Genomic DNA, 25,516 nt, shown 5'->3' with positions numbered 1-25,516 from the left:
CATCTGCTGTGCACCCGACTGTGGATAACCTGAGCACATAGCGCTGTAACCCTTCTGTAACGTGGCTTTGCGGGCTTTGTTCATTTTTTGCCCAAAGTTCCTCCAGTGGACTTTTTTGCAACGTAAAACAGCAAGTTAGAGTGGTTTATCGCGGTTGGAAGGCAAGGCTGCCGGGCTTATGCCCAAGTTCCAGGCTTGCACACAAATACTGTGGAGCAAGCTGTGGATAACCCGTGCAAGGCTGCTCCAGCCGCTGACGGCACAGGGCCTGCAGGCCACTGGTCATTTTTTGCTCAGTTTGCCGCGGACAAAAACAGAGCCCTTTCAAACACTTTGCCCCGAAGTGGTGCCCGGTATCCGCCTCCTCCGACAGTTCAAGGGGCACTCCAGGGCGGCGCCTGAGCTTTCCTGACCTACTGGCCAGGAAATTGCTTTATCCACAGCAACAACTCCAATCCCCTGAGCCCGTCATGCCAAATTCCGCTGTGCCCATCGCACAAACTCCGCGCCTGCAACTGCGCCAGATCAGCAAGCGCTATCCCGGTTGCCTGGCCAACGACGCCATCGACCTGAGCATCGCCCCAGGTGAAATCCAGGCCCTGCTCGGCGAGAACGGCGCCGGCAAAAGCACCTTGATGAAGATCATCTACGGGGTGATCCAGGCCGACTCGGGGGAGTTGATCTGGCAAGGCCGGCGTCAGCTCATCAGCAGCCCGGCCCATGCTCGCGGCCTGGGGATCGGCATGGTGTTCCAGCACTTCTCATTGTTCGAAACCCTCAGCGTCGCGCAAAACATCGCCCTGGCCATGGGTTCGGCGGCCGGCACGCCGGGCCAGCTGGAAGGCAAGATCCGCGAAGTGTCCCAGCGCTACGGCATGGCCCTGGAACCCCAGCGCCTGGTGCACAGCCTGTCCATCGGCGAGCGCCAGCGAGTGGAGATCGTGCGCTGCCTGATGCAGGACATCCGCCTGTTGATTCTCGACGAACCCACCTCAGTGCTGACCCCGCAAGAGGCCGAAGAACTGTTCATCACCCTGCGCCGGCTGGCGGCCGAGGGCTGCAGCATCCTGTTCATCAGCCACAAGCTCGCCGAAGTCCGCGCGCTGTGCCACAGCGCTACAGTACTGCGGGGCGGCCGGGTGGCCGGTCACTGTCGGCCGGCCGAATGCTCGAACCAGGAACTGGCGCGACTGATGGTGGGTGACACGGCGGCCCTGCTCGCCGACTACCCCAAGGTCAGCGGCGCTACCGAATTCCTGCAGATCCGCGAGTTGAGCTGGCACAACCCCGATCCCTTCGGCTGCTCCCTCAAGGCCATCGACCTGAGCCTGCGCAGTGGCGAAATCGTCGGCATCGCCGGGGTCGCCGGCAATGGCCAGGACGAACTGCTGGCCCTGCTCAGCGGCGAGCAACGCCTGGCTCCCGGTGAGGCCCAACGCATCTGCCTGGCCGGCCAGGCCGTCGGCCATCTCTACCCCGATGCAAGACGCCGAAAGGGGCTGGCCTTCGTCCCCGCCGAACGCCTGGGGCAAGGTGCCGTGCCGGAACTGAACCTGGAAGACAATGCGCTGCTCAGCGCCTTTCAACAGGGACTGGTCCGCAATGGCCTGATTCAAAGAGCCAAGGTCCGCTCCTTGGCCGAGAAAATCATCCAGCGCTTCGGGGTCAAGACCGGTGATGCCCAGAGCCCGGCCCGCAGCCTGTCCGGCGGCAATCTGCAGAAATTCATCCTCGGCCGCGAGATCCTCCAGCAACCGCGCTTGCTGATCGCCGCGCACCCGACCTGGGGCGTCGACGTGGGTGCCGCTGCCACCATTCACCGGGCACTGATCGCCCTGCGCGATGCCGGCGCGGCGATCCTGGTGATCTCCGAAGACCTGGATGAACTGCTGCAGATCAGCGATCGCATTGCTGCCCTGTGCGGCGGTCGTCTCTCGACGCCCAAAGCCTGCGCCGACACCTCAATGGTCGAAGTCGGCGCCTGGATGGCCGGCCACTTCGAAGCCGTCCCCTACACCCCCGCCCCGGCGGTTTAACGGAGTCGTCCATGCTGCTTTCACTCGAACCTCGCGGCCGCCAGTCGCGCCTGATGCTCTGGTGTTCCCCTCTTCTGGCCGCGCTGCTGACCCTGAGCTGTGGCGCCCTGCTGTTCATGGCCCTGGGGCATGACCCGCTGCTGACCTTGCACACCCTGCTGATCGCCCCGGTCAGCGACCTGTACGGCGTCTCGGAACTGCTGGTCAAGGCGCTGCCGATCCTGCTCTGCGCCCTGGGCCTGGCAGTGGCCTACCGGGCCCGCATCTGGAACATCGGCGCTGAAGGCCAATTGCTGCTCGGGGCCCTGGCCGGCAGCGCCCTGGCGGTCAACCTCATCGAGTTGCAAAGTCGCTGGGCGCTGGTACTGATCCTGCTCACCGGCACCCTGGCCGGAGCCGCCTGGGCCGGGCTCACCGCCTGGTTGCGCACGCGCTTCAACGCCAACGAAATCCTTACCAGCATCATGCTCAACTACATCGCCCTGAACCTGTTGCTGTATTGCGTACACGGCCCATTGAAGGACCCCGCCGGGTTCAACTTCCCCGAGTCGGCGATGTTCGGCGACGCCAGCCGCTTGCCACAGTTGATGGAAGACGGTCGGGTCCACGCCGGGGTGTATTTCGCCCTGCTGGCCCTGGTGGCAGTCTGGGTACTGCTGCAGAAAAGCTTCGTCGGTTTCCAGATCAAGGTCCTCGGGCTGGACACCCGCGCCGCAGGTTTCGTCGGCTTTCGCCAGCAGCGCCTGATCTGGCTGGCGCTATTGATCAGCGGCGCCCTGGCAGGGCTGGCCGGGGTCTGTGAAGTCACCGGCCCCATCGGCCAACTGGTGCCGCAAGTCTCCCCCGGCTACGGCTATGCGGCGATCACCGTGGCCTTTCTTGGACGCTTGAACCCCATCGGCATCCTGTTCTCCAGCCTGCTCATGGCCCTGCTGTACATCGGTGGCGAAAGCGCGCAGATGAGCCTCAACCTGCCCCAGGCCATTACCCAGTTGTTCCAGGGCATGATGCTGTTCTTCCTCCTGGCCTGTGACGTACTGATTCTCTATCGGCCGCGCCTGAACCTGCGCTGGGCACGCCGCGACACGCCCCTCAGCGCAACCGCCGGAGCCCTGTAATGGATATCGATCTGCTGAGCAATATTCTCTACGCCATGGTGCGCTGCGGCACGCCCTTGCTGCTGGTGGCCCTGGGGGAACTGATCTGTGAAAAGAGCGGCGTCCTCAACCTCGGCCAGGAAGGCATGATGCTGTTCGGCGCGGTGATAGGTTTTATCGTCGCCCTCAACAGCGGCCATTTATGGCTTGGCGTGCTGCTGGCAATGGCGGCGGGAATGCTGCTCTCGGCGCTGTTTGCCCTGGTGGCTCTGCTGTTCAACGCCAATCAGGTGGCTACCGGGCTGGCGTTGACCATCTTCGGGGTCGGCCTGTCTAGCTTTGTCGGTGCGGCCTGGGTCGGCAAGCCACTGGCCGGGTTCGAACCGCTGGCGCTGCCATTGCTCAGCGACATCCCGCTGATCGGCCGCATGCTGTTTGCCCAGGATCTGCTGGTGTACTTGTCTTTCGCGCTGTTCGCCCTGGTGGCCTGGGTGATCCTCAAGAGCCGGGTTGGCCTGATCATCCAGGCCGTCGGCGAAAACCCCGACGCCGCCAGCGCCATGGGCCTGCCGGTGCTGCGGGTGCGCACGCTCGCGGTGCTGTTCGGCGGTGCCATGGCCGGGTTGGCCGGGGCCTACCTGTCCCTGGCCTACACCCCGATGTGGGCCGAGAACATGAGCGCCGGCCGCGGCTGGATTGCCCTGGCCCTGGTGGTGTTCGCCAGTTGGCGCGTGTGGCGACTGTTGCTCGGCGCCTACCTGTTCGGCCTGGCGAGCATCCTGCATCTGGTGGCCCAGGGCCTGGGGCTGGCGATACCCTCCAACCTGCTGGCGATGCTGCCCTATGCCGCCACCATCCTGGTGCTGGTGCTGCTATCGCGCGACGCCTTGCGCACCCGTTTGTACGCACCGGTTTCCCTGGGGCAGCCGTGGCAGGCGGGGCATTAAATGACCGGCGCACGCCCGGCTGGAGCCAGCTTGCCGACGTCGCCTTTGACCGGCAGCAACTGCGCCACACACCAGGCCAGCTCGAAAACCAGGAACACCGCGATCAATGCCGTGGCGCCGTGCATCAGGGCGTACCCCAGCCAGGTGGCAAACAGGAGGCGCCCCACCGCGTCATAACGACCAAACGCCTGCTGCGGATCACGAATCCGCAGCACCGACCATACGCAGACAATCGAACCCATGAGGTTGGCCATCAGCAGGTGCATCGGCTCGAACGGAGGCAGGCTACCGGGCAGATTGAAGGCCTGGACCGCGCCCTGCAGCAACTCGTGCAGGGCCATGAAGCTCCAGGGGGTGACAAAGGCCAGCGTCACCAGCAAGTCGTACCAGCCGCTGGCGCGGACCAATTTTCGGTAGTGTTCGGTCGTCCACATAGGAAGTGCTCCATCAACTCAAGGAGCGCGCAGGCTAAAGCCTGGAGTATGCTCCAGGGTCAAGCCCTTTCGAGCCCCATGCATGTGCATCGGAGAACTGGGCCAGTTGCGCCACGAGCTGCAACTGCGGCTGGGACAAGCCTGTCCATTGAATCCGTGATCCTCATTTATCAAGGAACCTCATCATGTCCACGGCAAAAACCGCACTGATCATCGGCGCCTCCCGGGGCCTGGGCCTCGGCCTGGTACAACGCTTGCTGGAAGACGGCTGGCAAGTCACCGCCACCGTGCGCAACCCGCACAAGGCCGAGGCCCTGCAGGCCCTGGGCAAGGTGCAGATCGAACAACTGGACATGGACGATCAGCAAGCGGTGATCGCCCTGAGCCAGAAACTCAAGGACCAGGTGTTCGACCTGCTGTTCGTCAATGCCGGGGTCAAGGGCCCGGACAACCAGCTGCCGGGCCACGCGACCCTGGCCGAAGTCGGCCAGCTGTTCTTCACCAACGCGGTGGCGCCGATCAACCTGGCCCAGCGCTTTGTCGGGCAGATCCGCAAGGACAGCGGCGTGCTGGCGTTCATGAGTTCGGTGCTAGGCAGCGTGACCATGCCGGACGCTCCGGAGCTGGCGCTGTACAAGGCCAGCAAGGCGGCGCTGAATTCCATGACCAACAGTTTCGTGACCCAGTTGCAACAGAAGCTGACCGTGCTCTCGCTGCACCCGGGCTGGGTAAAGACCGACATGGGCGGCGAAGGCGCCGACATCGACGTGCAAACCAGCACCCGTGGGCTGATCGCCCAGATCAACGCCTACACCGGCAAGGGCGGCCATCACTTCGTCAACTACAAGGGCGAAACCATCCCCTGGTAAGCCCGCAACCTCTGTAACCGATGCCCCTGGCAGCGCTTGCACAGCGCGGCCAAGGCTCTGCAACGGGGGGGCAAACCGCAAGTTTTGTCCCCCGGCACATCTTTCGCTAGACTGCGCACCTCGCCCCTTGCGGCGACCCTGGATCAGCAGACAGGGCAACACTGAGCTGGCTAACCTGAACCCACTTTCAGAGGAGCCGGCCACCATGCCTGCGACCCGTACCTGGTTAAAAAATCCCCTGGCCATCTTCACCGGCAATGCCCTCGACGCCCGTGGCGGCCTGGTCGTGCAAGACGGTCTGATCGTCGAAGTCCTGGGCCTGAGCCAACAGCCTGCTAGCCCTTGCCAACAGGTCTTCGATGCCCGCGAGCACGTGTTGCTGCCGGGCCTGATCAACACCCACCATCACTTCTACCAAACCCTGACCCGGGCCTGGGCGCCGGTGGTCAACCAACCGCTGTTCCCCTGGCTCAAGACCCTGTACCCGGTCTGGGCGCGGCTGACCCCGGAAAAACTCGCCCTGGCCACCAAAGTGGCGCTGGCCGAACTGCTGCTCTCCGGTTGCACCACCGCCGCCGACCATCACTACCTGTTCCCGGACGGTCTGGAAAACGCCATCGACGTACAAGTCGAAAGCGTGCGTGAACTGGGCATGCGCGCCATGCTCACCCGCGGTTCCATGAGCCTTGGCGAAAAGGACGGCGGCCTACCACCGCAACAGACCGTGCAGGAAGGCCAGGTGATTCTCGACGACAGTCAGCGCCTGATTCACCAGTACCACGAGCGTGGCGACGGCGCGCAAATCCAGATTGCCCTGGCGCCGTGCTCGCCGTTCTCGGTGACCCCGGAAATCATGTCGGCCAGCGCCGAACTGGCCAACGGACTCGATGTACGTCTGCACACTCACCTCGCCGAGACCCTCGACGAAGAAGACTTCTGCCTGCAGCGCTTCGGCCTGCGCACCGTGGATTACCTGGACAGCGTCGGCTGGCTCGGTCCGCGTACCTGGCTGGCCCACGGCATCCACTTCAACCCGGATGAAATCGCCCGCCTGGGCGCTGCCGGCACCGGCATCTGCCATTGTCCGAGTTCGAACATGCGCCTGGCCTCCGGCATCTGCCCCAGTATCGAACTGACCGATGCGGGGGCGCCGCTTGGCTTGGGCGTGGATGGCTCGGCATCCAATGATGCCTCGAACATGATCCTCGAAGCCCGTCAGGCGCTGTACATTCAGCGTCTGCGCTACGGCGCCGAGAAGATCACCCCGGAGCGCGTATTGGGCTGGGCGACCCAGGGTTCGGCAAGCCTGTTGGGCCGCACCGACATCGGCGAGCTGGCGGTGGGCAAGCAGGCGGACCTGGCGTTGTTCAAGCTTGATGAGCTGCGTTTCTCGGGTAGCCATGATCCGGTTTCGGCGCTGCTGTTGTGCGGCGCGGATCGAGCGGACCGGGTCATGATTGGTGGCAAGTGGCGGGTGATTGATGGCCAAGTCGAAGGGCTGGACCTGAAAAACCTGATCGCCGATCACAGCCAGGCGGCCCGGCAGTTGATCGCTGGTAGCTGATCGTTGAGTCCAACGGCGAGGGACCCGATCCCTCGCCTGCGCCTTAAGCGGAATCGGATTGAGGAAACATGTTAGTTTCCGCCCTCGAACGAACCGCTATAGGGACATTACGTGAAACAAAAGTACGGACTGGCGCTCTGCGTCGCGCTGCTGATTTCAGGCTGCGAGAAACAGGAGGTTGCTGGCCCGCCCAGCAAAGTGCTGTCCCCTGAAAAAGTGGCAGAAATTGCTTCGACCATCAGCCGCAAATACCCGAATCTGTCCCCACAAAACCGCGATGCCGTACTCAACACAGTGATCCGCTCGCTGGACAACATGGTGTTGATTGAAGGGGGCGAATTCCAGATGGGCGATTTCGGTTGGCCCCATGGCTTCGACCCACTTGCCTTGTGCCAATGGCCCTGCGGCGTGGACCCGGCAAAAATGGAGCGGATCAGTCTCGACGTCGATGACGATTTCGTTCACCCGGTCAAATTGAGCAGCTATTACCTGTCCTCGCTGCAAACCACCTTGGGCGATTTTGATCTGTTCTTCCTGGCCCAAGGCAAGCCGCCATTCGACGCTGAACTTCGTAAACGCGAAGACATGAAGCACCTCTACCTTGAAAACCTGCCCGCCCCGGCCTCTCGATCATGGCAAGAGGCCAAGGATTACTGTGGCTGGCTGGCAGACCTCAGCGGCTATCGCGTCGATCTGCCGACCGAGGCGCAATGGGAATATGCGGCGCGCAACCGCGGCCAGCCGGTGATGTTCGCCACCGACAACGGCAATCTGGATTACGGCCGCAACTTCCCGGCCCCTGACGACAACGAAACCTTCGCCGTGGACAGGTTTGTGCCCAATCCGCTGGGCCTCTACAACCTCACCGGCAACGCCAGTGAATGGGTCAACGATTGGTACGATAAACACTACTATCGCGAGTCTCCCGTGGAGAACCCGCAAGGGCCTGAAACGGGCATTTATCGAGCGCAACGCGGCGCCAACAACAAGTTTGCCAACGACCCGACCTTTTCTCCTTCGGCCAGCACCGTGCGCCGTTGGCGTTGGGGGGCACTGGCGGCCTGGAATGCCCCCGGTGTCAGCTTTCGCTGCGCCATCCAGTCAGCCCAGCCGCTTTAAAGGCCCAGCAGCGACAGCATGATGAAGGTGGCAAACAGGACGAAGTGAGTCATGCCTTCTATGGCATTGGTTTCACCGTCGTTGAGGTTGATCGCGCTGACGATCAGGGTGATGAACACCATCACTGTCTGCACCGGAGTCATGGCCATCTGGAACGGCTGGCCGGTGTACAAGGCCATGGCCTCCATCACCGGCACCGTGAGGATCACCGTCGACAGGGAGGCGCCCAGCGCCACGTTGACCACCGACTGCATGCGGTTGGCCAAGGCCGCGCGCAGGGCGGTGAGAATCTCCGGCGCGGCGGAAATCGCCGCCACCAGGATCGCCGTGATCACCGGCGGTGCGCCCGTGCCTTCCAGGCCCAGGTCAAGGGTCTTGGACATCACCTCGGCCAGGGCGCCGATCACCACCACCCCGAACACCAGGATGCCGATGCTCCAGGCCAGGTTGACGGCATGGGGCTGTTCCTGGGCCTCTTTAGCACGGCGCTTTTCCGGGTAGCTATAGCTGAAGAAGTAGCTGTGCGGCCCGACCTGCATGCGCAGGAACAGGGTATAGAGCACCACCATCGCGCCAATGGTGAAGGCCGAATACACCTTCCAGTCGGCCTCGGGGATGAACTCCGGCACCACCATCGACACGCCCATGGCGGTGAGGATCATCACGCTGTAGGTGCGCGCCGAATCGTCGTTGTAGGGCTGCTCGCCGTGCTTGATGCCGCCCATCAACGCGGCCAGGCCGAGGATGCCATTGATGTCCAGCATCACCGCCGAATAGATGGTGTCGCGCACCAGGGTCGGCGAGGCTTCGTTGCTCATCATGATGGCCAGGATCACCACCTCCACCAGCACCGCGGCCAGGGTCAGGATCATGGTGCCGTAGGGGTCGCCGACCTTTTCCGCCAGCCGTTCGGCGTGGTGGGCAACGCGCATCGAGGCGATGACGATAAAGCCGATCAGCACCAGCCCGGCCATCAGGGCAATGCCTTGGCCGCTATTGAGCAACAGGTGTTCCAGGGGATAGGCGGCCACGGCAGCCAGCAGCGCAAGCAGCAGAAACTGTTCTTGCTTGAGGGAAGTGAGCATCGCAGTCCTTTGACGGAAATAAAAACGAGTACAGGAGATGAATAAAAGACTGCTTCGGGTCACTAACGTTTCGTTACATGTCAGTGCACCAGGCTCAGGCGCCACGCACCGGGATGGATCTTGAACAGCCCTTCGCCGGCAAGCCGGCTCCTACATTCCAGCCCCGTAGGAGCTGGCTTGCCAGCGAAAAGCGCGCCCCAAAGCCCCCGTAGAAACCGCCTCGCCGGCGCAACGCCGATCTTTGTTGTCCTGTTGGTCAGCTATTTGCATTGCCCTTAAGCGCTTGCCGACCCAGTCCTCCCCCACAACAAGATGGAGCTCCAATTCATGCATACACGCCCGTTGCACAAGCTGCTCTGCGCCCTGGCCGCCGCTGTCGGCCTGAGTGCCAGTCTCGCCGCCAGCGCTGCCGATCCGCTGAAGGTCGGCTTCGTCTACATCGGTCCCATCGGTGACCACGGCTGGACCTATCAGCATGAACAAGGACGCAAGGCACTGGCGGAAAAATTCGGCGAGCAGATCAAGACCAACTACGTCGAGAACGTGGCCGAAGGCGCCGACGCCGAGCGGGTGATCCGCAACATGGCCAAAGATCATTACGACCTGATCTTCACCACCTCCTTCGGCTACATGAACCCCACCCTGAAAGTCGCCAAGCAGTTCCCCAAGGTGACCTTCGAACACGCCACCGGCTACAAGCAGGACAAGAACCTCGGCACCTACCTGGCACGCACCTACGAGGGACGCTACGTCGGCGGCTTCCTCGCAGCGAAAATGACCAAGAGCAAGAAGATCGGCTACGTCGCCTCCTTCCCGATCCCGGAAGTGATCCGCGACATCAACGCCATCCAGCTAGCCCTGAACAAGTACAACCCGGGCACCGAGATCAAGGTGGTGTGGGTCAACTCCTGGTTCGATCCGGGCAAGGAAGCCGACGCCGCCAACGCCCTGATCGACCAGGGCGCCGACGTGATCTTCCAGCACACCGACAGCCCGGCGCCGATCCAGGCCGCAGAACGCCGTGGCGTGTATGCGGTGGGCTACGCCTCGGACATGGCCCACTTTGGCCCCAAGGCGGTGCTGACCTCCATCGTCAACAACTGGGCCCCCCATTACATCCAGGCCACCCAAGGGGTGCTGGACCACAGCTGGACATCTCAGGACTACTGGGGCGGCCTGAAAGAAGGTACGGTTGAGCTGCCCCTCAGCGACCTGCTGCCGGCCCCGGTGAAAGCCGAGGCCGAGCAGATCATCGCCAGCATCAAGAGTGGCCAGTTCCACCCGTTCACCGGCCCGATCAATGACCAGGGCGGGACAGAAAAAATCCCTGCGGGGGTCAGCGCCAGCAATGCCGAACTGGCCTCGATGAACTACTACGTCGAAGGCCTGAAGGCAGACCTCCCCAAATAAGCTGGTCGTCGCTGCCGGAGCACCCGCCAGCGACGACGGACCGCCAACAGGATGGGAGCCTTTTCATGCATCAACTGCCGATCATCGATATCAGCCCGCTGTATCAGGAGGCCCAGCCAGGCTGGGACAGTGTCGCCAAACAGATCGACCGCGCCTGTCGCGAATGGGGCTTCTTCTACATCAAGGGCCACCCGATCAGCGCACAACGCATCGAGCAATTGCTGGCCATGGCCAAGCACTTCTTCGCCTTGCCCAGCGCCGAGAAACTCAAGATCGACATCACCCAGAGCCGCCACCATCGCGGCTACGGCGCCATCGCCACCGAGCAGTTGGACCCGGGCAAGCCCAGCGATCTCAAGGAAACCTTCGACATGGGCCTGCATCTGCCCGCCGAGCATCCCGAGGTAGTGGCGGACAAGCCTCTGCGCGGCCCCAACCGCCACCCGGACCTGCCCGGCTGGAAAAACCTGATGGAGCAGCACTACCAGGACATGCAGGCCCTGGCCCAGACCCTGCTGCGGGCCATGACCCTGGCCCTGGGCATCGAACGCGACTTCTTCGACCGCCGCTTCCAGGACCCGGTCAGCGTGCTGCGGATGATCCACTATCCGCCGCGCCACACCGCCAGCAGCACCGAGCAGCAAGGCGCCGGCGCCCACACCGACTATGGCTGCATCACCCTGCTCTACCAGGACGCGGCCGGTGGCTTGCAGGTACGCAACGTCCAGGGGCAATGGATCGACGCGCCGCCCATTGCAGGCACCTTCGTGGTCAACCTCGGCGACATGATGGCGCGCTGGAGCAACGATCGTTACCTGTCGACTCCGCACCGGGTCATCAGCCCGCTGGGGGTGGACCGCTACTCGATGCCGTTCTTCGCCGAACCGCACCCGGACACCCGCATCGAATGCCTGCCCGGCTGCCAGGACGCGGAGCATCCGGCCCAGTATCCGCTGACCACCTGCGCCGAATTCCTGCTCTCGCGTTTTGCCGATACCTACGCCTATCGCCGGGAGCTGGAGCAGGCCTGATCGCCCACTCGGTCAGGTTTTGCCGAACAATCGCGCCGCCAGATGTAGAATGGCGGCTTTTTCGGGCCCGGTGAAAACCTGGCGATCGCCGCAACCGCCGCCAGTTCCCCAGAGAAGGGCACGGCCCCGGCAGCGCATCACACTTCGCAGCGCCCGCCTGCACCTGATGAGACAACACCATGTATGACTGGCTGAACGCCTTGCCCAAGGCCGAGTTGCACCTGCACCTGGAAGGCTCCCTGGAGCCGGAACTGCTGTTCGCCCTGGCCGAACGCAACAAGATCGCCCTGCCCTGGAGCGACGTCGAAACCCTGCGCAAGGCCTACGCCTTCAACAACCTGCAGGAGTTCCTCGACCTGTATTACCAGGGCGCCGATGTGCTGCGCACCTCACAGGACTTCTACGACCTGACCTGGGCCTACCTGCTGCGCTGCAAAGAGCAGAACGTGATTCACACCGAGCCCTTCTTCGATCCGCAGACCCACACCGACCGTGGCATCCCGTTCGAAGTGGTGCTCAACGGCATCGCCGCCGCGCTGAAGGACGGCGAGCAGCAACTGGGCATCACCAGCGGCCTGATCCTCAGCTTCTTGCGTCACCTGAGCGAAGAAGAAGCGCAGAAGACCCTCGACCAGGCGCTGCCGTTCCGCGACGCCTTTGTCGCCGTGGGCCTGGACAGTTCGGAAATGGGTCATCCGCCGAGCAAGTTCCAGCGGGTCTTCGACCGCGCGCGCAGCGAAGGCTTCCTGACCGTCGCCCATGCCGGCGAGGAAGGCCCGCCCGAGTACATCTGGGAAGCCCTGGACCTGTTGAAGATCCAGCGCATCGACCACGGCGTGCGCGCCTTCGAAGACGAGCGGCTGATGCAGCGCATCATCGACGAACAGATCCCGCTGACCGTGTGCCCGCTGTCCAACACCAAGCTCTGCGTGTTCGACCACATGTCCCAGCACAACATCCTGCAAATGCTCGAGCGCGGGGTGAAGGTCACGGTCAACTCCGATGACCCGGCCTACTTCGGCGGCTACGTCACCGAGAACTTCCACGCCTTGTACACCGACCTGGGCATGACCCAGGACCAGGCCCAGCGCCTGGCGCAGAACAGCCTGGATGCGCGGCTGGTCAAGCCGTAACGGTCTTCGCCGGCCAGCCGGCTCCTACAGGTTCGTGTAGGAGCCGGCTGGCCGGCGAACAGCTCCCCCTCTCTATCACCCCCCCGACTCGCTCAACGCCTCCAGCGTCTTGCCCCGGGTCTCCATCCCGAACAGCCAGACCACTCCCGCCGCCACCACAAAGCACGCCGCCCCCAGGGCAAACACCCCGCCCTGCCCGGTGATGGGAAACACCAGCCCGGTCACCAACGGCCCCAGCAGCGAACCGATCCGGCCAACGGCCGAAGCAAAGCCCGAACCCGTAGCCCGGGCAGACGTCGGGTACAGCTCGGGCGTGTAGGTGTAGAGCACCGCCCACATGCCGAACAGGAAGAACTGCATCAGCAGGCCGGTGCCGATCAACAGGCTGACGTTGCCGCCAAACACCGCGCTCTGCCCGTAGAAGAAGGCCATGATCCCGCCGCCGAGCAAGGTGACGATGCACACCGGCTTGCGCCCCCAGCGCTCCACCAGCCAGGCGGCCATGAGGAACCCGGGAATCCCGCCCAGGGAAATCAGCACCGTGTAGTACACCGACTGGGTCACGGCAAAACCGGACTGTTGCAGCAAGGCACTGAGCCAGGACGTCAGCCCGTAGAACCCCAGCAATGCGAAGAACCACAGGCTCCAGATCATCATCGTGCGTTGCCGATACAGGGGCGACCAGATCTGTTTCAGCGCGGAGAAAAAATGCCCCGGCGCACTGTCGATGCGTGGCAGGCGTACCGGTTCCGGCAACGGGGCGCCACCCAGGGCAGCCCGCACCTTGTCCTCGATGCCCAGCAGCACCCGGTCGGCCTCGGCATGGCGCCCAGCCTGCTCCAGCCAGCGCGGCGACTCGGGAATGAAGAAGCGGATCACCAGCACGAACACTGCCGGAATCGCCAGCACCAGGAAGATGTCGCGCCAGCCGATCAGCGGCAGGAGGAAGTACGACAGCGCACCGGCCGCCACAAAACCCAAGGGCCAGAAGCCGTCCATCAAAGCGATGTAGCGCCCGCGTCGTTGCGCCGGAATCATCTCCGAGAGCATCGATTGGGCGATGGGAAACTCCATGCCCATGCCGATGCCCAGCAGCACCCGGAACAGGGTCAGGCTGTCCACGCTCTGGGCGGTGGAACACAGGTAACTGGCCACGCCCCAGAGCACGATGCTCCATTGGAACACCGGCTTGCGCCCGAAGCGGTCAGCGAGCATGCCCGACAGCGAGGCGCCGAGCACCATGCCGAAGAAGCTGGAGCTGGCCAGCAGGCCAGCCTGGGCCGAGCTCAGGCCGAACTCGGTTTTGATCGACCCCAGCAGGAAGGTCATCATCGCCAAATCCATGGAGTCGAAGAAAAACGCCAGGGCAATGATGATGAAGATCACCCGGTGATAACCGCTGATGGGTAAGCGCTCCAGGCGCTCTGCGGCGCTGTATCCCTGTATGCCCATGCCCTGTTCCCCCGATTGAATGCGCGACCCGTCGAGTGTGCGGGATCGAAGCCGGGGGTGATGGCTGAGGGCGACCTGTTCGCGTCCGGCAGCGACGCCGAGGGCGCGGCACCTGGGTTCGCCGGCAACCCGGCTCTTACGGGCGGCGGGCGCTGATCTGGGCGCAGCGCTCCTGGAGCATGTCCCGCAACAGCTTGACCGGTTTGCTCAAGTGCGCGCGATGGGTGCACAAAAGGTTCAGCGACGCGCCTTCGCAACGCAACTCCGGCAACAGCACCTGCAAGCGGCCGGCCAGCACGTCGGCGGCCACATCCAGCCAGGACTTGTAGGCAATCCCTTCGCCGGCCACCGCCCAGCGCCGCACTACATCGGCATCGTCACTCAGGCGGTCGCCGCTGACGGTCAGGCTCACCTCGCGCTTGCCGTCATAAAAACTCCAAAGGTCGTGGGCCCGGCTGTCGAGCATGTACAGCAGGCAGTTGTGCTGGGCCAGTTGCTCCAGCTGGCGCGGCTCGCCGTGCCGGGCCAGGTAGCTGGGGGCCGCACACAGGACCCGGAGATTGTCCGGGGCTATCGGCAGTGCCACCAGACTGGAGTCCTCCGGCTCACCGTAGCGCAGGGCAATGTCCACCGGCTGGCGGAACAGATCGGCAATCCGGTCCCCCAGCAGCAGGCGCACGCTGAGCTTGGGATGCTCGCGCTGGAACTCGTCGAGCCAGGGCAGCAGCAGGTTGCGACCAAAGTCCGAAGGCGCGGAAAGCTGCAACACGCCGCTGACCTGATCCTGTCCGCTGGCCAGCAGGCGCCGCCCTTCATCCAGGTTGCTCAAGGCGGCGCGGGCGTATTCAAGAAAGCCCTCGCCCTCGGCCGTCAGACGCAGGCTGCGGGTGGAACGGGCCAGCAAACGCGCCCCCAAGTGTTCTTCGATGCGCTTGAGGGCGGCGCTGGCCACCGCCGGCGACAGGTCCATGACCCGGGCCGCCGCCGACAGGCTGCCCAGGTCCGCGGCCCGCACGAACAGTTGCAGGTCATCGAATCGCAGCATGGATCTACCCCTGGATTATCAAAAAAATATTGAAAGAGACTGCTCTTTTAGCCGGTTTTATCTTCAGGAGAAATAGCCAATTATCTGCCCATCACCTGACAGCCCAAAGGTAAACACCATGTCCCAAGCCTTTACCGCCATCGCGACCCTGATCGCCAAGCCTGACCAGCACAACGTCCTCAAGCACGAACTCAGTGCCCTGGTACACCCCAGCCGTGCCGAGACCGGCTGCCAGTACTACCAATTGCATCAGGACGCCGAACAGCCGGGCACCTTCTACGTTCTGGAACGCTGGGACGATGAGGCCGCCCTGGAGTTTCACAACAACACCCCGCACTTCCAGCATTTCCTCGACCAGACCCGCGAGGCGATCGAGCACTTCGAACTCAAGCGCCTGCAACTGATCGTCTGACCCTCACTCTGCACTCAACAGGAATTCACCATGAAAGCCATCGCCTACTACGCATCCCTACCAATCGACGACCCCAAGTCCCTGCAAGACATCGAGCTGCCGGAGCCGGTCGCCGGCCCTCGCGACCTGCTGGTGGAGGTCAAGGCCATCTCGGTCAACCCGGTGGACACCAAGGTCCGCCAGAACGTCCAGCCCGAAGGCGGCGCCGCCAAGGTGCTGGGCTGGGACGTGGCCGGCGTGGTCACGGCCGTGGGCAGCGAGGTCAGCCTGTTCAAGGTTGGCGACCGGGTGTTCTACGCCGGCTCCATCGCCCGGGCCGGAGGCAACAGCGAGCTGCACACCGTGGATGAACGGATCGTCGGCCATATGCCCAAGAGCCTGGGTTTTGCCGAAGCCGCGGCCCTGCCGCTGACCGCGATCACGGCCTGGGAACTGCTGTTCGAACGCCTGCAAATCAGCCAGGACCGCAGCGACCAGGGCCAGAGCCTGCTGATTGTCGGCGCCGCCGGCGGGGTCGGTTCGATCCTCACCCAACTGGCCCGGCAACTGACCGGCCTCAAGGTGATCGGTAGCGCCTCCCGGGAGCAGACCCAAGCCTGGGTCCGCGAGCTGGGCGCGCACGGCGTGGTGGATCACCGTCAGCCACTGAGCGCCGAGCTCAAGCGCATCGGCATCAATCAGGTGACCCACGTCGCCAGCCTGACCCAGACCGACACCCACCTTGATGAGTTGGTGGAGGCCCTGGTGCCCCAGGGCAAACTGGCCTTGATCGACGATCCGAAAAGCCTCGACGTGACCAAACTCAAGCGCAAGAGCCTGTCCCTGCACTGGGAGTTCATGTACACCCGCTCGCTGTTCGAGACCGCCGACATGCAGGAACAGCACGTGCTGCTCAACAAGGTCGCCGAGCTGATCGACGCCGGCACCCTGAAGACCACGGTGGGCGAGCATTTCGGCCAGATCAACGCGGCCAACCTGCGCCGCGCCCACGCCTTGCTGGAGAGCGGCACGGCCAAGGGCAAGATCGTCCTGGAAGGTTTCTAAGGGCTGAACGCACGGCGGCCATCGAGCAGAAAACCCGATGGCCGCCGTCAGTCCGAGAGTTGATTTCGGTCATATTTGTGACCGTATTCGGGTCTACACTGGCAGCCCTTGCATCGCACTCTTTTACCGTTAGGAGGTCAGCAATGAAGATCCTGATAAAAGAATTGGCAAACCCTCAAGGCTCCCAATGGCAGGTCCGTCTCGACCAGCACGCGGTGACTTTCCGCAGTGAAGCCGAGGCCCGGGCTTTCACCCAGACCCTGCAAGCACGCCTGCAAGCCCCCCACCCGATTCCCCAGAGTCAGCGCGCCGTCGGCTGACTCAGAGCTCGGCGGCTTTCAAGGCCCGGGCATTCTGCAAACGCCGGGTCATGACCGCCATGCTCACCGCCAGAACACCACACAGGCTGATGACCATGGCCATCGGCATGGCACTGCCATCGTGCAACACACCCACCAGATAGGCAGCGCCCGCAGCGACGCTGAACTGCAGGCAACCGAGCATCGCCGAGGCGCTGCCGGCCCGCGCGCCCTGGCCGTTCATGGCACAGGCCGCCGCGTTGGGAATGATGCATCCGAGGCTGGCGATGCACACGAACAAGGGCAGCAGCAGCGGCCAGAGCTCACTCGTATGCAGGGCGCTGACTGCCAGCAAGGCCAACCCGGCTGCCAGGTAGATCCACACGGTACGGGCCAGCAGGAAAGCCGGACCGCGCTTGGCCAACAGCCGCGCATTGATCTGCGCCACCAGGATGAAACCGCCGGCATTGATCCCGAAGAACCAGCCGAAATGCTCCGCCGGCACGCCGTAGAGCTTGATAAAGACAAAGGGCGAGCCGGCGATATAGGAAAACATCCCGGCGATGGCGATGCCGCCGGTCAGGGCGTGACCGAGAAAGACCCGGTCCGCCAGCAACAGACCGTACTGGCGCAACGCGCCGGACAACGGTAGGCGCGGGCGCGTGGCCGGCATGCTTTCCGGCAGGCCCAGGGCCACCGCCAATCCCGACAGGGCGCTGAACACCGTGAGCATGATGAAGATCGATTGCCAACCGTAGAGATTGACCAGCAGGCCGCCGAGCATCGGCGCCAGGATCGGCGCCAGGCCCATCACCAGCATCAACTGGGAGAACACCTTGGCCGAACCCACGGCATCGCACTTGTCGCTGACCACCGCGCGGGATATCACCATCCCGGCGCAACCGCCCAGGGCCTGGACGAAACGCGCGCCAATCAGCCACTCCAGGTTGGGCGCATAGGCGCAGGCCAGTGAGGCCAGGGTGAACAGCCCCACTCCCACCAGCAACGGCAGGCGCCGACCAAAACGGTCGGCCACAGGACCATAGGCCAGCTGGCCAATGGACAGTCCAAGGAAATAGGCGGCCAGGGTCAGCTGGACGTGTTTTTCATCGGTGCCGAAAGCCAGGGCCATCGAGGGAAAGGCCGGCAGATAAAAGTCGATGGCCAGAGGGCCAAAAGCGCTCAAGGCGCCGAGAATCAAAATTGTGCGCAGGTTCATGGCATCCAAGCGAGCGTTGGTCAGCGGTCGCACAGTCTAGCCGCGCTTGGACACCTTGAACATTCCGATAGGTCGCTAACTATTAAAAAGACTCAAGCAACCTGGACGGCGTAGCCTTCCTCGCTGATCAGATTGATCACCTCTTCGCTGGACAGGCGACTCTCGACCCCCACTTCCTTGGCCGCCAGATCCACCCGCACGGTGGCCGCCGGGTCCTTGCTCTGCAGCGCCTGAGTGATGGCCCGCACGCAGTGGCCGCAGGACATGCCTTGAACATTGAATACTTGCATCACGCTTCTCCTGTATTGGGATGCACGCAGTCTTGTCCTTGCCACCGTGGCAAGGTCAAGTTCCGGATTGAACTGCCGGGCTGGAAATCGGCGCCGCGCTCCGCCAAGCTGCACGTCTTATGACATCACAGCAGGAGATTCAGCCATGCGCTGGTCAACTTTCAGCTTCGTCGGCCTCCTTGGTCTGTTGGCGGCAACGCCACCGGCACTGGCCGCCGGAGAAGACTACGGCGTACTGATCATTTCCCGGGAGCGGCTGGAAGTCGCCACCTCCTGCGAGATCGGCCTGTACATCCAGGACCAGCTCGCCGGTCGGCTGTTCCAGGAACAGAGCGCCTCCTTCAACCTGCCGCCGGGCAAAGTGTCCCTGCGCCTGAAACTGCTGCCGGGCCAGGCGCCGGGCTGCAACCCTGGCCTGCTCGCCCCGGGTTCCCAGGACATCAGCGTGCGGGCCGGCGACGTGCTGAAGTTCCGCATCGCCAGCAACGCCTCGGGCATGTACCTCAAGCCCACCGCCCTGGACTACTGACGCTGCGCCCTCCACACGCCTTGCGTCCTGCAGCGCAAGGCGTGCTCCTGCTCCCCCCTGGGACAAAATGAAGCACCCTGGCAATGCCCGCTTGACCTTGCCTGCATGGCAAGGTTGATCCTGTGGGCAACATTTACAGGGAGTGTCAGTCATGCCTGAATCAACCACCTTCGACCTGCCGATTGCCGGCATGACCTGCGCCAGTTGCGCCGGTCGTGTGGAGCGTGCCTTGGCCAAGGTCGCCGGTATACGCGCGGTCAGCGTCAACCTCGCCACGGAACAGGCCCGGATCGAAGCCCCCGGGGACAGTCTGCCGGCCCTGCTGGAAGCGGTGGAAAATGCCGGTTACAGCGTGCCGGTGCAGTCCATTGAATTGACCATCGGCGGCATGACCTGCGCCACCTGTGCCGGCCGTGTAGAACGCGCCTTGAACAAGGTTCAAGGCGTGCGCAGCGCCAGCGTCAACCTGGCCACCGAGCGCGCCCACGTCGAACTGCTGGGCTTGGTCGATCCGACGCAGCTGATCAACGCCGTGACCCAGGCCGGCTACTCAGCCAGCCTGTGGCAGGCCGAGCACAAGCACGGCAACGACCAGCAGCAGAACCTGCGCCGCGAACGCTGGAGCCTGGTCCTGGCGATCCTCCTGGCCCTGCCCCTGGTGCTGCCGATGCTGGTGCAACCCTTTGGCCTGCACTGGATGCTCCCGGCCTGGGCCCAGTTCGCCCTGGCCACTCCGGTGCAGTTCATCTTCGGCGCACGCTTTTATGTCGCCGCCTGGAAAGCCGTGCGCGCCGGCAGCGGCAACATGGACCTGCTGGTGGCCCTGGGCACCAGCGCCGGCTATGGCCTGAGCCTGTATGAATGGGCCACGGCCGCCGCCGGCAGCATGCCGCACCTGTACTTCGAAGCCTCGGCGGTGGTGATCGCCCTGGTGCTGCTGGGCAAGTACCTGGAAAGCCGCGCCAAGCGCCAGACCGCCAGCGCCATCCGCGCGCTGGAAGCCCTGCGCCCCGAGCGGGCAATCCAGGTCATCGATGGGCGCGAGCAGGAAGTCGCCATCAGCGCCCTGCGCCTGAACGACCTGGTGCTGGTCAAACCCGGCGAGCGCTTTCCGGTGGACGGCGAAGTCATCGAAGGCCAGAGCCATGCCGACGAAGCGCTGATCAGTGGTGAAAGCCTGCCGGTGCCCAAGCAGCCCGGGGATAAAGTCACCGGCGGCGCCATCAACGGCGAAGGCCGCCTGCTGGTACGCACCCTGGCCCTCGGCGCGGAAACCGTGCTGGCACGGATCATTCGCCTGGTGGAAGACGCCCAGGCCGGCAAGGCACCGATCCAGAAGCTGGTAGACAAGGTCAGCCAGGTGTTCGTGCCCACCGTGCTGGTGCTGGCGCTGATCACCCTGGTGGGCTGGTGGCTGTATGGCGCGCCCCTGGAAACCGCAGTGATCAACGCCGTCGCCGTGCTGGTGATCGCCTGCCCTTGCGCCCTGGGCCTGGCCACCCCCACCGCGATCATGGCCGGCACCGGCGTGGCCGCCCGCCACGGCATCCTGATCAAGGACGCCGAAGCCCTGGAACGAGCCCATGAAGTCAGCTCGGTGGTTTTCGACAAGACCGGCACCCTGACTTCCGGTACGCCACGCATCGCCCATATGCAGGCCCTGGAAGGCGACGACAACAGCGTGCTGCAACTGGCCGGTGCCCTGCAGCGCGGCAGTGAGCATCCCCTGGCCAAGGCGGTGCTGGACCTGTGCCAGGAACGCCAACTGCCGGTGGCCGATGTCAGCGCCAGCCAGTCCCTGACCGGACGCGGTATCGCCGGCACCCTGGACGGCCGCCAACTGGCCCTGGGCAACCGCCGCCTGCTGGAAGAAAGCGGCCTGACCCCGGGCAGCCTGGCCCAGGCAGCCAAAGACTGGGAACACGAGGGCCGGACCCTGTCCTGGCTGATCGAGCAGAGCCCGCAATCCCGGGTACTGGGCCTGTTCGCCTTTGGCGACACCCTCAAGCCCGGCGCCTTGCAGGCGGTGCAGCAACTGCGCGCGCGGCATATCAGCAGCCACCTGCTGACCGGCGACAACCGTGGCAGCGCCAAGGTCGTGGCCGACGCCCTGGGCATTGACGATGTGCACGCCGAAGTACTGCCGGCGGACAAGGCCGCCACGGTGACAGCACTTAAAAAGACCGGCGTGGTGGCCATGGTCGGCGACGGCATCAACGACGCCCCGGCCCTGGCGGCGGCCGACATCGGCATTGCCATGGGCGGCGGCACCGACGTGGCCATGCACGCGGCCGGCATCACCCTGATGCGCGGCGATCCACGACTGATCCCCGCGGCCCTGGAGATCAGCCGCAAGACCTACGCGAAAATCCGCCAGAACCTGTTCTGGGCCTTCGTCTACAACCTGATCGGCATTCCCCTGGCCGCCTTCGGCCTGCTCAACCCGGTGCTGGCCGGGGCGGCCATGGCCCTGTCCAGCGTCAGCGTGGTGAGCAATGCGCTACTGTTGAAAACCTGGAAACCCAAAGACCTGGAGAACGCCGAATGAACATCGGCCAAGCGGCGCGCAAGAGCGGCCTGAGCGCCAAGATGATCCGTTACTACGAGTCCATCGGCCTGCTCAAGCCGGCCCATCGCAGCGACAGCGGCTATCGCCTGTACGGCGACGAAGACCTGCACAGTCTGGCCTTCATCAAGCGCTCTCGCGATCTGGGCTTTTCCCTGGAAGAAGTGGGCAAGCTGCTGACCCTGTGGCAGGACCGGCAGCGAGCCAGCGCCGATGTAAAGGCCCTGGCGCGCCAGCACATCGATGAGCTCAACCAGAAGATCCGCGAACTGGCCGGGCTGCGCGACACCCTGCAGGACCTGGTGGAGCACTGCCACGGCGACCATCGCCCGGACTGCCCGATCCTCAAGGAACTGGCTTCGGGCAGTTGTTGCGGGTCCTGAGTATTTGCAAGAAGCGATCTCTGTAGCCGCTGCCGAGCCCTGGCGAGGCTGCGAAAAGGCCCGCAGGGCCTTGCTTGGCGATCCCTTGCAAAATTTCAGCCCCCTCAAGATCCTCGCGTCCCTTCGGGCCGTGCGCAGCCTGCGGCAGCGGCTAAAAGGTGCCAAGGTGCCAAGGTGCCAAGGTGCCAAGGTGCCAGGTAGTTTGCAGGCATAAAAAATCCGGCCAAGGCCGGATTTTTTTATTCCATCACTGCATCCAGGGCGGAGGCGGTGGTTCTTCGGATTTGCCTGGCGGCGCATCGTCCGCCGCCCGCACTGCCTGCCGGCGCTCCTCGTCGAGACGTGCCGCTTCGATCTCGCGGATCACGCTGCCAACATCCGCCAGTTCTTCGGGGTCGTCGAACTCGCCGGTCAGCACACTGCCCGGATGCAAGGTGCCAGCCTCGTACAAGGCCCACATTTCCTTGGCATAACGGGTGTGCTTGAGCTCCGGGGCAAAACGCCCGAAGTAGGACGCCATGTTGCCCACGTCCCGCTCCAGCATGCTGAACGCGTGGTTGTTGCCTGCCGCGTCCACCGCCTGGGGCAGGTCGATGATCACCGGACCGTCCGGCGTCAGCAGCACGTTGAACTCGGACAGGTCACCGTGCACCAGCCCGGTACACAACATCAGCACGATCTGGGAAATCAGGAAGGCGTGATATTCACGAGCCTGGTCCGGTTCCAGCACCACATCGTTGAGCCGCGGCGCCGCGTCGCCGTACTCGTCGGCCACCAGCTCCATCAGCAACACGCCTTCGAGAAAGTCGAACGGCTTGGGCACCCGCACCCCAGCATTGGCCAGACGGAACAAGGCCGCCACTTCGGCGTTCTGCCAGGCGTCCTCGGTTTCCTTGCGACCGAACTTGGAGCCCTTGGCCATGGCCCGCGCCTGTCGGCTGTTGCGAACCTTGCGCCCCTCCTGATATTCCGCCGCCTGACGGAAACTGCGTTTATTCGCCTCCTTGTAGACCTTGGCGCAACGTAGCTCGTTGCCGCAGCGCACCACATACACAGCTGCCTCTTTACCACTCATGAGTGGGCGCAGCACCTCGTCTACCAGACCGTCTTCGATCAGGGGTTCAATGCGTTTTGGAGTCTTCATCAGCTTTTATTGGGGGTCCCTTGTTACCAAACACGCGAAAGTCACTCGTTATACGGCAATCCTCCCACCACGGGAAAGGGCTGCCGAGCGCCGGACGACAGCAATGCACTCAATGTGCCAGATCCCTGAAGCACTGCCGCCGAAGATCATAGCCGAGTGGCCAGCGAACAACGTCCGCCATGGCTTGAGAGATTGCCGCCATCCGTCGCACGCCCTTGGCGTCTTCAAGGAGGTTTTTTCTCTGCGCGACTCAATTTTCCGCCGTCCCAGCCGAAGTCATCAGAGACAAAGGGATTTTGTCCGACAATCCAATAAAGACGTCAGCCGCCGGCCAAGGTTCGATCGCTGCCTGCTCGACTTCTGCCTCAGGGACTGCAATCAGCGCCATCTTTCAAGCTGCCAATAATCCGCGAGTCGCCTGCACTTCGTGGTCATACAAGAAAATCTGGAGCGCGGATGAACATCAAACAGAAACTCACCTGGGCCTTCGCCGCCATTGCCTGCCTGCCCGTGGTGCTGGTGGCCACGCTGGTGGTGATCAACCTGCGCAGCGAAGCGCAAAACACCTTTGTCGACGGCAGCGGCCGCGAGATCCGCCAAGTGGCCAATGCCATGCAGCTGTTCTTCGAAGGCATCAGCCAGAACATCGACTACCTGGCAGCCCAACCCTTGCTGACCCAGGCCGGCGGCGACCTCAAGACCTGGATGAGCGCCGATGCCGCCAAGATTCCAGAAGGCGAGCAGGACAAACGCATCTTCGAACTGTTCGCCGCCATGGCCGCCAGCCACCCCGCCTATGCCTATGTGTCCTATGGCGTGAGCAACGGCGGTTACGTCTCCTGGCCCGCCGACCTGAAGCTGGCCAACTACGACCCTCGCGTGCGCCCCTGGTACAAGGCCGCGCTGGCCAGCCCGGGCAAGACCCTGCGCACCGATGCGTACTACTGGGCCCCGGACGATGCGGTGCTGGTCAGCACCGTGCGCTCCCTCGCCAACCAGTTGGGCCCCCAAGGCGGCGTGGTCGCGGTCGACGTGTCGCTCAAGCAGCTCACCGAAATCGTCAAGCAGATCAAGCTGGGCGAGTCCGGCTACCTGATGCTGATGGAAAACAACGGCACGGTGCTGGTGGACCCCAAGCAGCCGGAGCATAACTTCAAGGCCCTGGACAGCCTCGGCGAGGGTTACGCGCAACTGGCCAAGACCGGCAAGGGCCTGGTGCAAGTGGAACTGGGCGGCGAGCACTACATGGCCAACGTCTGGCCTTCCGAACAACTGGGCTGGACCTTCATCGGCCTGATCAAGCAGAACGAAGTCATGGGCTCGGCCACCCAGCTGACCTGGATCATCGCCGTGATCGCCGGGGTCCTGGCCGTGTTGTTCGCGGTATTCGGAGCCAGCTTCGCCAGCCTCATCGTGCGGCCGATCCGCAGTGTCGCCAGCGGCCTGGAAGGCATCGCCCAGGGTGAAGGCGACCTGACCCGCAACCTGAATATCCGTGGCAGCGATGAAACCGCGCAACTGGCCAACTGGTTCAACCAGTTCCTCGCGGCGATCCGCAGCCTGATCCAGCACATCGGCCAGGCGGCACAGAAGATTCTCGCCACCTCCCATTCCTCGACCCAAGTTTCCAACGACATGGCCGAAGCCGCCGGACGCCAGCGCGAAGCGGTGGACATGGTGTCCACGGCCTTCCACGAAATGGTAGCCACGGCCAACGAAGTGGCTCGCTCCTGCAGCCAGGCCGCCGAATCGGCAGACAGCGGCCAGCGTCAGGCCCAGGAAGGCCAGCAGCAGATCGACGACGCGGTGCACAGCGTCGACCGCCTGAGCCAGGAGATCGAGCAGTCGGCGCAATCGATGCAGCAACTGGAACGCGACAGCAACGACATCCAGTCGATCCTCGGCACCATCCGCTCCATCGCCGAACAGACCAACTTGCTGGCCCTCAACGCCGCCATCGAGGCCGCCCGGGCCGGAGAGCAGGGGCGCGGTTTTGCCGTGGTGGCCGACGAAGTCCGCGCCCTGGCCAAGCGCACCGCCGATTCCACCGCCGAGATCGACGGGCTGCTGGGCAACCTGGCCAAGCGCACCAGCGCCGTGACCCAGCAGATGCACGCCAGCCTGGAAGTGTCCCAACAGTCGGTGAACCGCATCGGCCTCGCGCGCAACAGCTTCGGACAGATCCGCGAGTCGGTGGACGTGATCCGCGACATGAACACTCAGATCGCCACCGCCGCCGAGGAGCAGCATCAAGTGGCGGAAGACATCAACCGGCACATCAGCCAGATCCATGGCGATGCGCAACGGGTGGCGGAACTGGCCAACGCGGCACGCCTGGACTCCCAGAACTTGGCGGGGCTGTCCAATGAGCTGGACAGCCTGGTGCGGCGCTTCAAGACTTGAGGCCC

The 25,516-nt window shown here is 63.8% G+C and carries 23 protein-coding genes and 1 pseudogene; 17 read left to right on the top strand and 7 right to left on the bottom strand.

The genetic code is table 11. The annotated features are described in order from the left end of the window. Window positions 1-470 precede the first annotated feature (470 nt). From KHO49_RS04665 to KHO49_RS04655, 3 genes are read left to right on the top strand one after another with little or no spacing between them, the layout of a single operon-like run. The gene (locus KHO49_RS04665; protein ID WP_213664683.1) at window positions 471-2,036 is read left to right on the top strand and encodes an ABC transporter ATP-binding protein; all 1,566 of its coding nucleotides are present in this window, start codon (window positions 471-473) and stop codon (window positions 2,034-2,036) included. 11 nt (window positions 2,037-2,047) lie between these two features. Continuing rightward, a complete protein-coding gene (locus KHO49_RS04660; RefSeq protein WP_102881908.1) occupies window positions 2,048-3,154 on the top strand; it encodes an ABC transporter permease in 1,107 nt (368 codons plus the stop codon). Continuing rightward, window positions 3,154-4,080, top strand: coding sequence for an ABC transporter permease (locus KHO49_RS04655; protein WP_213664682.1), 927 nt, complete (start codon window positions 3,154-3,156; stop codon window positions 4,078-4,080). The genes KHO49_RS04660 and KHO49_RS04655 overlap by 1 nt, the downstream gene beginning before the upstream one ends. Here KHO49_RS04655 and KHO49_RS04650 read toward each other — a convergent pair. Further along, the gene (locus KHO49_RS04650) at window positions 4,077-4,514 is read right to left on the bottom strand and encodes a hypothetical protein (protein ID WP_110595509.1); all 438 of its coding nucleotides are present in this window, start codon (window positions 4,512-4,514) and stop codon (window positions 4,077-4,079) included. The genes KHO49_RS04655 and KHO49_RS04650 overlap by 4 nt on opposite strands. Before the next feature lie 185 nt (window positions 4,515-4,699). Between KHO49_RS04650 and KHO49_RS04645 the strand changes: the two genes are divergently transcribed. From KHO49_RS04645 to KHO49_RS04635, 3 genes are all read left to right on the top strand, one after another. Next, window positions 4,700-5,383, top strand: coding sequence for an SDR family oxidoreductase (locus KHO49_RS04645; RefSeq protein ID WP_102863041.1), 684 nt, complete (start codon window positions 4,700-4,702; stop codon window positions 5,381-5,383). Between the two features lie 205 nt (window positions 5,384-5,588). Next, window positions 5,589-6,947 (top strand): 8-oxoguanine deaminase, encoded by a 1,359-nt coding sequence (locus KHO49_RS04640; RefSeq protein WP_213664681.1) that lies wholly within the window; start codon window positions 5,589-5,591, stop codon window positions 6,945-6,947. A gap of 111 nt (window positions 6,948-7,058) precedes the next feature. Further along, entirely contained in the window at window positions 7,059-8,066 is a 1,008-nt protein-coding gene (locus KHO49_RS04635; protein WP_258010430.1) for a formylglycine-generating enzyme family protein, read from the top strand. Here KHO49_RS04635 and KHO49_RS04630 read toward each other — a convergent pair. Beyond that, window positions 8,063-9,151 carry a calcium:cation antiporter gene (locus KHO49_RS04630; protein WP_102881913.1) on the bottom strand — a complete coding sequence of 363 codons (1,089 nt, stop codon included), beginning with the start codon at window positions 9,149-9,151 and terminating at the stop codon, window positions 8,063-8,065. The genes KHO49_RS04635 and KHO49_RS04630 overlap by 4 nt on opposite strands. Before the next feature lie 327 nt (window positions 9,152-9,478). Here KHO49_RS04630 and KHO49_RS04625 point away from each other — a divergent pair, with 327 nt between their 5' ends. The 3 genes from KHO49_RS04625 (at window position 9,479) to KHO49_RS04615 (ending at window position 12,725) form a co-directional block, all read left to right on the top strand. Beyond that, complete coding sequence (locus KHO49_RS04625; protein WP_123391172.1) at window positions 9,479-10,561, top strand: BMP family ABC transporter substrate-binding protein; 1,083 nt, start codon at window positions 9,479-9,481, stop codon at window positions 10,559-10,561. A gap of 65 nt (window positions 10,562-10,626) precedes the next feature. Beyond that, window positions 10,627-11,592: a 2-oxoglutarate and iron-dependent oxygenase domain-containing protein gene (locus KHO49_RS04620; RefSeq protein WP_213664680.1), complete on the top strand. Its 966-nt coding sequence runs from the start codon at window positions 10,627-10,629 to the stop codon at window positions 11,590-11,592. Window positions 11,593-11,771: 179 nt separating this feature from the next. Beyond that, window positions 11,772-12,725, top strand: coding sequence for an adenosine deaminase (locus KHO49_RS04615; protein WP_213664679.1), 954 nt, complete (start codon window positions 11,772-11,774; stop codon window positions 12,723-12,725). A 75-nt stretch (window positions 12,726-12,800) separates the two neighbouring features. On the opposite strand, the gene KHO49_RS04610 is transcribed toward KHO49_RS04615, so the two are convergent. Together KHO49_RS04610 and vimR are read right to left on the bottom strand one after the other, a co-directional pair. Beyond that, complete coding sequence (locus KHO49_RS04610) at window positions 12,801-14,177, bottom strand: MFS transporter (RefSeq protein ID WP_213664678.1); 1,377 nt, start codon at window positions 14,175-14,177, stop codon at window positions 12,801-12,803. Between the two features lie 136 nt (window positions 14,178-14,313). Continuing rightward, window positions 14,314-15,222 carry a transcription regulator VimR gene (vimR, locus tag KHO49_RS04605; RefSeq protein WP_102863034.1) on the bottom strand — a complete coding sequence of 303 codons (909 nt, stop codon included), beginning with the start codon at window positions 15,220-15,222 and terminating at the stop codon, window positions 14,314-14,316. 118 nt (window positions 15,223-15,340) lie between these two features. On the opposite strand from vimR, the gene KHO49_RS04600 reads away from it, so the two are divergent. The 3 genes from KHO49_RS04600 (at window position 15,341) to KHO49_RS04590 (ending at window position 16,998) form a co-directional block, all read left to right on the top strand. Further along, window positions 15,341-15,634, top strand: coding sequence for a putative quinol monooxygenase (locus KHO49_RS04600; RefSeq protein WP_102863033.1), 294 nt, complete (start codon window positions 15,341-15,343; stop codon window positions 15,632-15,634). A gap of 30 nt (window positions 15,635-15,664) precedes the next feature. Further along, a complete protein-coding gene (locus KHO49_RS04595) occupies window positions 15,665-16,678 on the top strand; it encodes a zinc-binding alcohol dehydrogenase family protein (RefSeq protein WP_213664677.1) in 1,014 nt (337 codons plus the stop codon). Window positions 16,679-16,821: 143 nt separating this feature from the next. Next, entirely contained in the window at window positions 16,822-16,998 is a 177-nt protein-coding gene (locus KHO49_RS04590; protein WP_162884107.1) for a hypothetical protein, read from the top strand. A gap of 1 nt (window position 16,999) precedes the next feature. Here KHO49_RS04590 and KHO49_RS04585 read toward each other — a convergent pair whose 3' ends face one another. After that, window positions 17,000-18,196 (bottom strand): multidrug effflux MFS transporter, encoded by a 1,197-nt coding sequence (locus tag KHO49_RS04585; RefSeq protein ID WP_213664676.1) that lies wholly within the window; start codon window positions 18,194-18,196, stop codon window positions 17,000-17,002. A gap of 92 nt (window positions 18,197-18,288) precedes the next feature. Next, the gene (locus KHO49_RS04580; protein ID WP_102863030.1) at window positions 18,289-18,486 is read right to left on the bottom strand and encodes a heavy-metal-associated domain-containing protein; all 198 of its coding nucleotides are present in this window, start codon (window positions 18,484-18,486) and stop codon (window positions 18,289-18,291) included. A 145-nt stretch (window positions 18,487-18,631) separates the two neighbouring features. On the opposite strand from KHO49_RS04580, the gene KHO49_RS04575 reads away from it, so the two are divergent. The 3 genes from KHO49_RS04575 (at window position 18,632) to cueR (ending at window position 21,964) form a co-directional block, all read left to right on the top strand. Beyond that, entirely contained in the window at window positions 18,632-19,015 is a 384-nt protein-coding gene (locus tag KHO49_RS04575; RefSeq protein ID WP_110650842.1) for a hypothetical protein, read from the top strand. A gap of 151 nt (window positions 19,016-19,166) precedes the next feature. Then, the gene (locus tag KHO49_RS04570; RefSeq protein WP_213664675.1) at window positions 19,167-21,563 is read left to right on the top strand and encodes a heavy metal translocating P-type ATPase; all 2,397 of its coding nucleotides are present in this window, start codon (window positions 19,167-19,169) and stop codon (window positions 21,561-21,563) included. Then, window positions 21,560-21,964 carry a Cu(I)-responsive transcriptional regulator gene (cueR, locus tag KHO49_RS04565; protein WP_060837378.1) on the top strand — a complete coding sequence of 135 codons (405 nt, stop codon included), beginning with the start codon at window positions 21,560-21,562 and terminating at the stop codon, window positions 21,962-21,964. The genes KHO49_RS04570 and cueR overlap by 4 nt, the downstream gene beginning before the upstream one ends. 247 nt (window positions 21,965-22,211) lie before the next feature. On the opposite strand, the gene KHO49_RS04560 is transcribed toward cueR, so the two are convergent. Continuing rightward, window positions 22,212-23,108, bottom strand: a complete 897-nt coding sequence (locus KHO49_RS04560) for a PA4780 family RIO1-like protein kinase (RefSeq protein WP_102863027.1) — start codon at window positions 23,106-23,108, stop codon at window positions 22,212-22,214. A 456-nt stretch (window positions 23,109-23,564) separates the two neighbouring features. On the opposite strand from KHO49_RS04560, the pseudogene KHO49_RS31460 reads away from it, so the two are divergent. After that, a pseudogene (locus KHO49_RS31460) lies at window positions 23,565-24,653 on the top strand (cache domain-containing sensor histidine kinase); the annotation flags it as partial. 90 nt (window positions 24,654-24,743) lie between these two features. After that, entirely contained in the window at window positions 24,744-25,511 is a 768-nt protein-coding gene (locus KHO49_RS31455) for a methyl-accepting chemotaxis protein (protein WP_371826197.1), read from the top strand. Window positions 25,512-25,516 lie beyond the last annotated feature (5 nt).

This window comes from Pseudomonas sp. RC4D1 (genome assembly GCF_018390395.1).
In the GTDB taxonomy this organism is placed as follows: Bacteria; Pseudomonadota; Gammaproteobacteria; order Pseudomonadales; family Pseudomonadaceae; genus Aquipseudomonas; species Aquipseudomonas danubii.
The sequence above is the reverse complement of the archived record's forward strand: the minus strand, read 5'-3'. Positions and strand labels throughout refer to the sequence as shown.

Excerpts from the sequence above, each read along its gene's own strand:
- KHO49_RS04665 (WP_213664683.1), top strand. The coding sequence starts at position 471 with ATGCCAAATTCCGCTGTGCCCATCGCACAAACTCCGCGCCTGCAACTG.
- KHO49_RS04660 (WP_102881908.1), top strand. The coding sequence starts at position 2,048 with ATGCTGCTTTCACTCGAACCTCGCGGCCGCCAGTCGCGCCTGATGCTC.
- KHO49_RS04655 (WP_213664682.1), top strand. The coding sequence starts at position 3,154 with ATGGATATCGATCTGCTGAGCAATATTCTCTACGCCATGGTGCGCTGC.
- KHO49_RS04650 (WP_110595509.1), bottom strand. The coding sequence starts at position 4,514 with ATGTGGACGACCGAACACTACCGAAAATTGGTCCGCGCCAGCGGCTGG.
- KHO49_RS04645 (WP_102863041.1), top strand. The coding sequence starts at position 4,700 with ATGTCCACGGCAAAAACCGCACTGATCATCGGCGCCTCCCGGGGCCTG.
- KHO49_RS04640 (WP_213664681.1), top strand. The coding sequence starts at position 5,589 with ATGCCTGCGACCCGTACCTGGTTAAAAAATCCCCTGGCCATCTTCACC.
- KHO49_RS04630 (WP_102881913.1), bottom strand. The coding sequence starts at position 9,151 with ATGCTCACTTCCCTCAAGCAAGAACAGTTTCTGCTGCTTGCGCTGCTG.
- KHO49_RS04625 (WP_123391172.1), top strand. The coding sequence starts at position 9,479 with ATGCATACACGCCCGTTGCACAAGCTGCTCTGCGCCCTGGCCGCCGCT.
- KHO49_RS04620 (WP_213664680.1), top strand. The coding sequence starts at position 10,627 with ATGCATCAACTGCCGATCATCGATATCAGCCCGCTGTATCAGGAGGCC.
- KHO49_RS04615 (WP_213664679.1), top strand. The coding sequence starts at position 11,772 with ATGTATGACTGGCTGAACGCCTTGCCCAAGGCCGAGTTGCACCTGCAC.
- KHO49_RS04610 (WP_213664678.1), bottom strand. The coding sequence starts at position 14,177 with ATGGGCATACAGGGATACAGCGCCGCAGAGCGCCTGGAGCGCTTACCC.
- vimR (WP_102863034.1), bottom strand. The coding sequence starts at position 15,222 with ATGCTGCGATTCGATGACCTGCAACTGTTCGTGCGGGCCGCGGACCTG.
- KHO49_RS04600 (WP_102863033.1), top strand. The coding sequence starts at position 15,341 with ATGTCCCAAGCCTTTACCGCCATCGCGACCCTGATCGCCAAGCCTGAC.
- KHO49_RS04595 (WP_213664677.1), top strand. The coding sequence starts at position 15,665 with ATGAAAGCCATCGCCTACTACGCATCCCTACCAATCGACGACCCCAAG.
- KHO49_RS04590 (WP_162884107.1), top strand. The coding sequence starts at position 16,822 with ATGAAGATCCTGATAAAAGAATTGGCAAACCCTCAAGGCTCCCAATGG.
- KHO49_RS04585 (WP_213664676.1), bottom strand. The coding sequence starts at position 18,196 with ATGAACCTGCGCACAATTTTGATTCTCGGCGCCTTGAGCGCTTTTGGC.
- KHO49_RS04580 (WP_102863030.1), bottom strand. The coding sequence starts at position 18,486 with ATGCAAGTATTCAATGTTCAAGGCATGTCCTGCGGCCACTGCGTGCGG.
- KHO49_RS04575 (WP_110650842.1), top strand. The coding sequence starts at position 18,632 with ATGCGCTGGTCAACTTTCAGCTTCGTCGGCCTCCTTGGTCTGTTGGCG.
- KHO49_RS04570 (WP_213664675.1), top strand. The coding sequence starts at position 19,167 with ATGCCTGAATCAACCACCTTCGACCTGCCGATTGCCGGCATGACCTGC.
- cueR (WP_060837378.1), top strand. The coding sequence starts at position 21,560 with ATGAACATCGGCCAAGCGGCGCGCAAGAGCGGCCTGAGCGCCAAGATG.
- KHO49_RS04560 (WP_102863027.1), bottom strand. The coding sequence starts at position 23,108 with ATGAAGACTCCAAAACGCATTGAACCCCTGATCGAAGACGGTCTGGTA.
- KHO49_RS31455 (WP_371826197.1), top strand. The coding sequence starts at position 24,744 with ATGGCCGAAGCCGCCGGACGCCAGCGCGAAGCGGTGGACATGGTGTCC.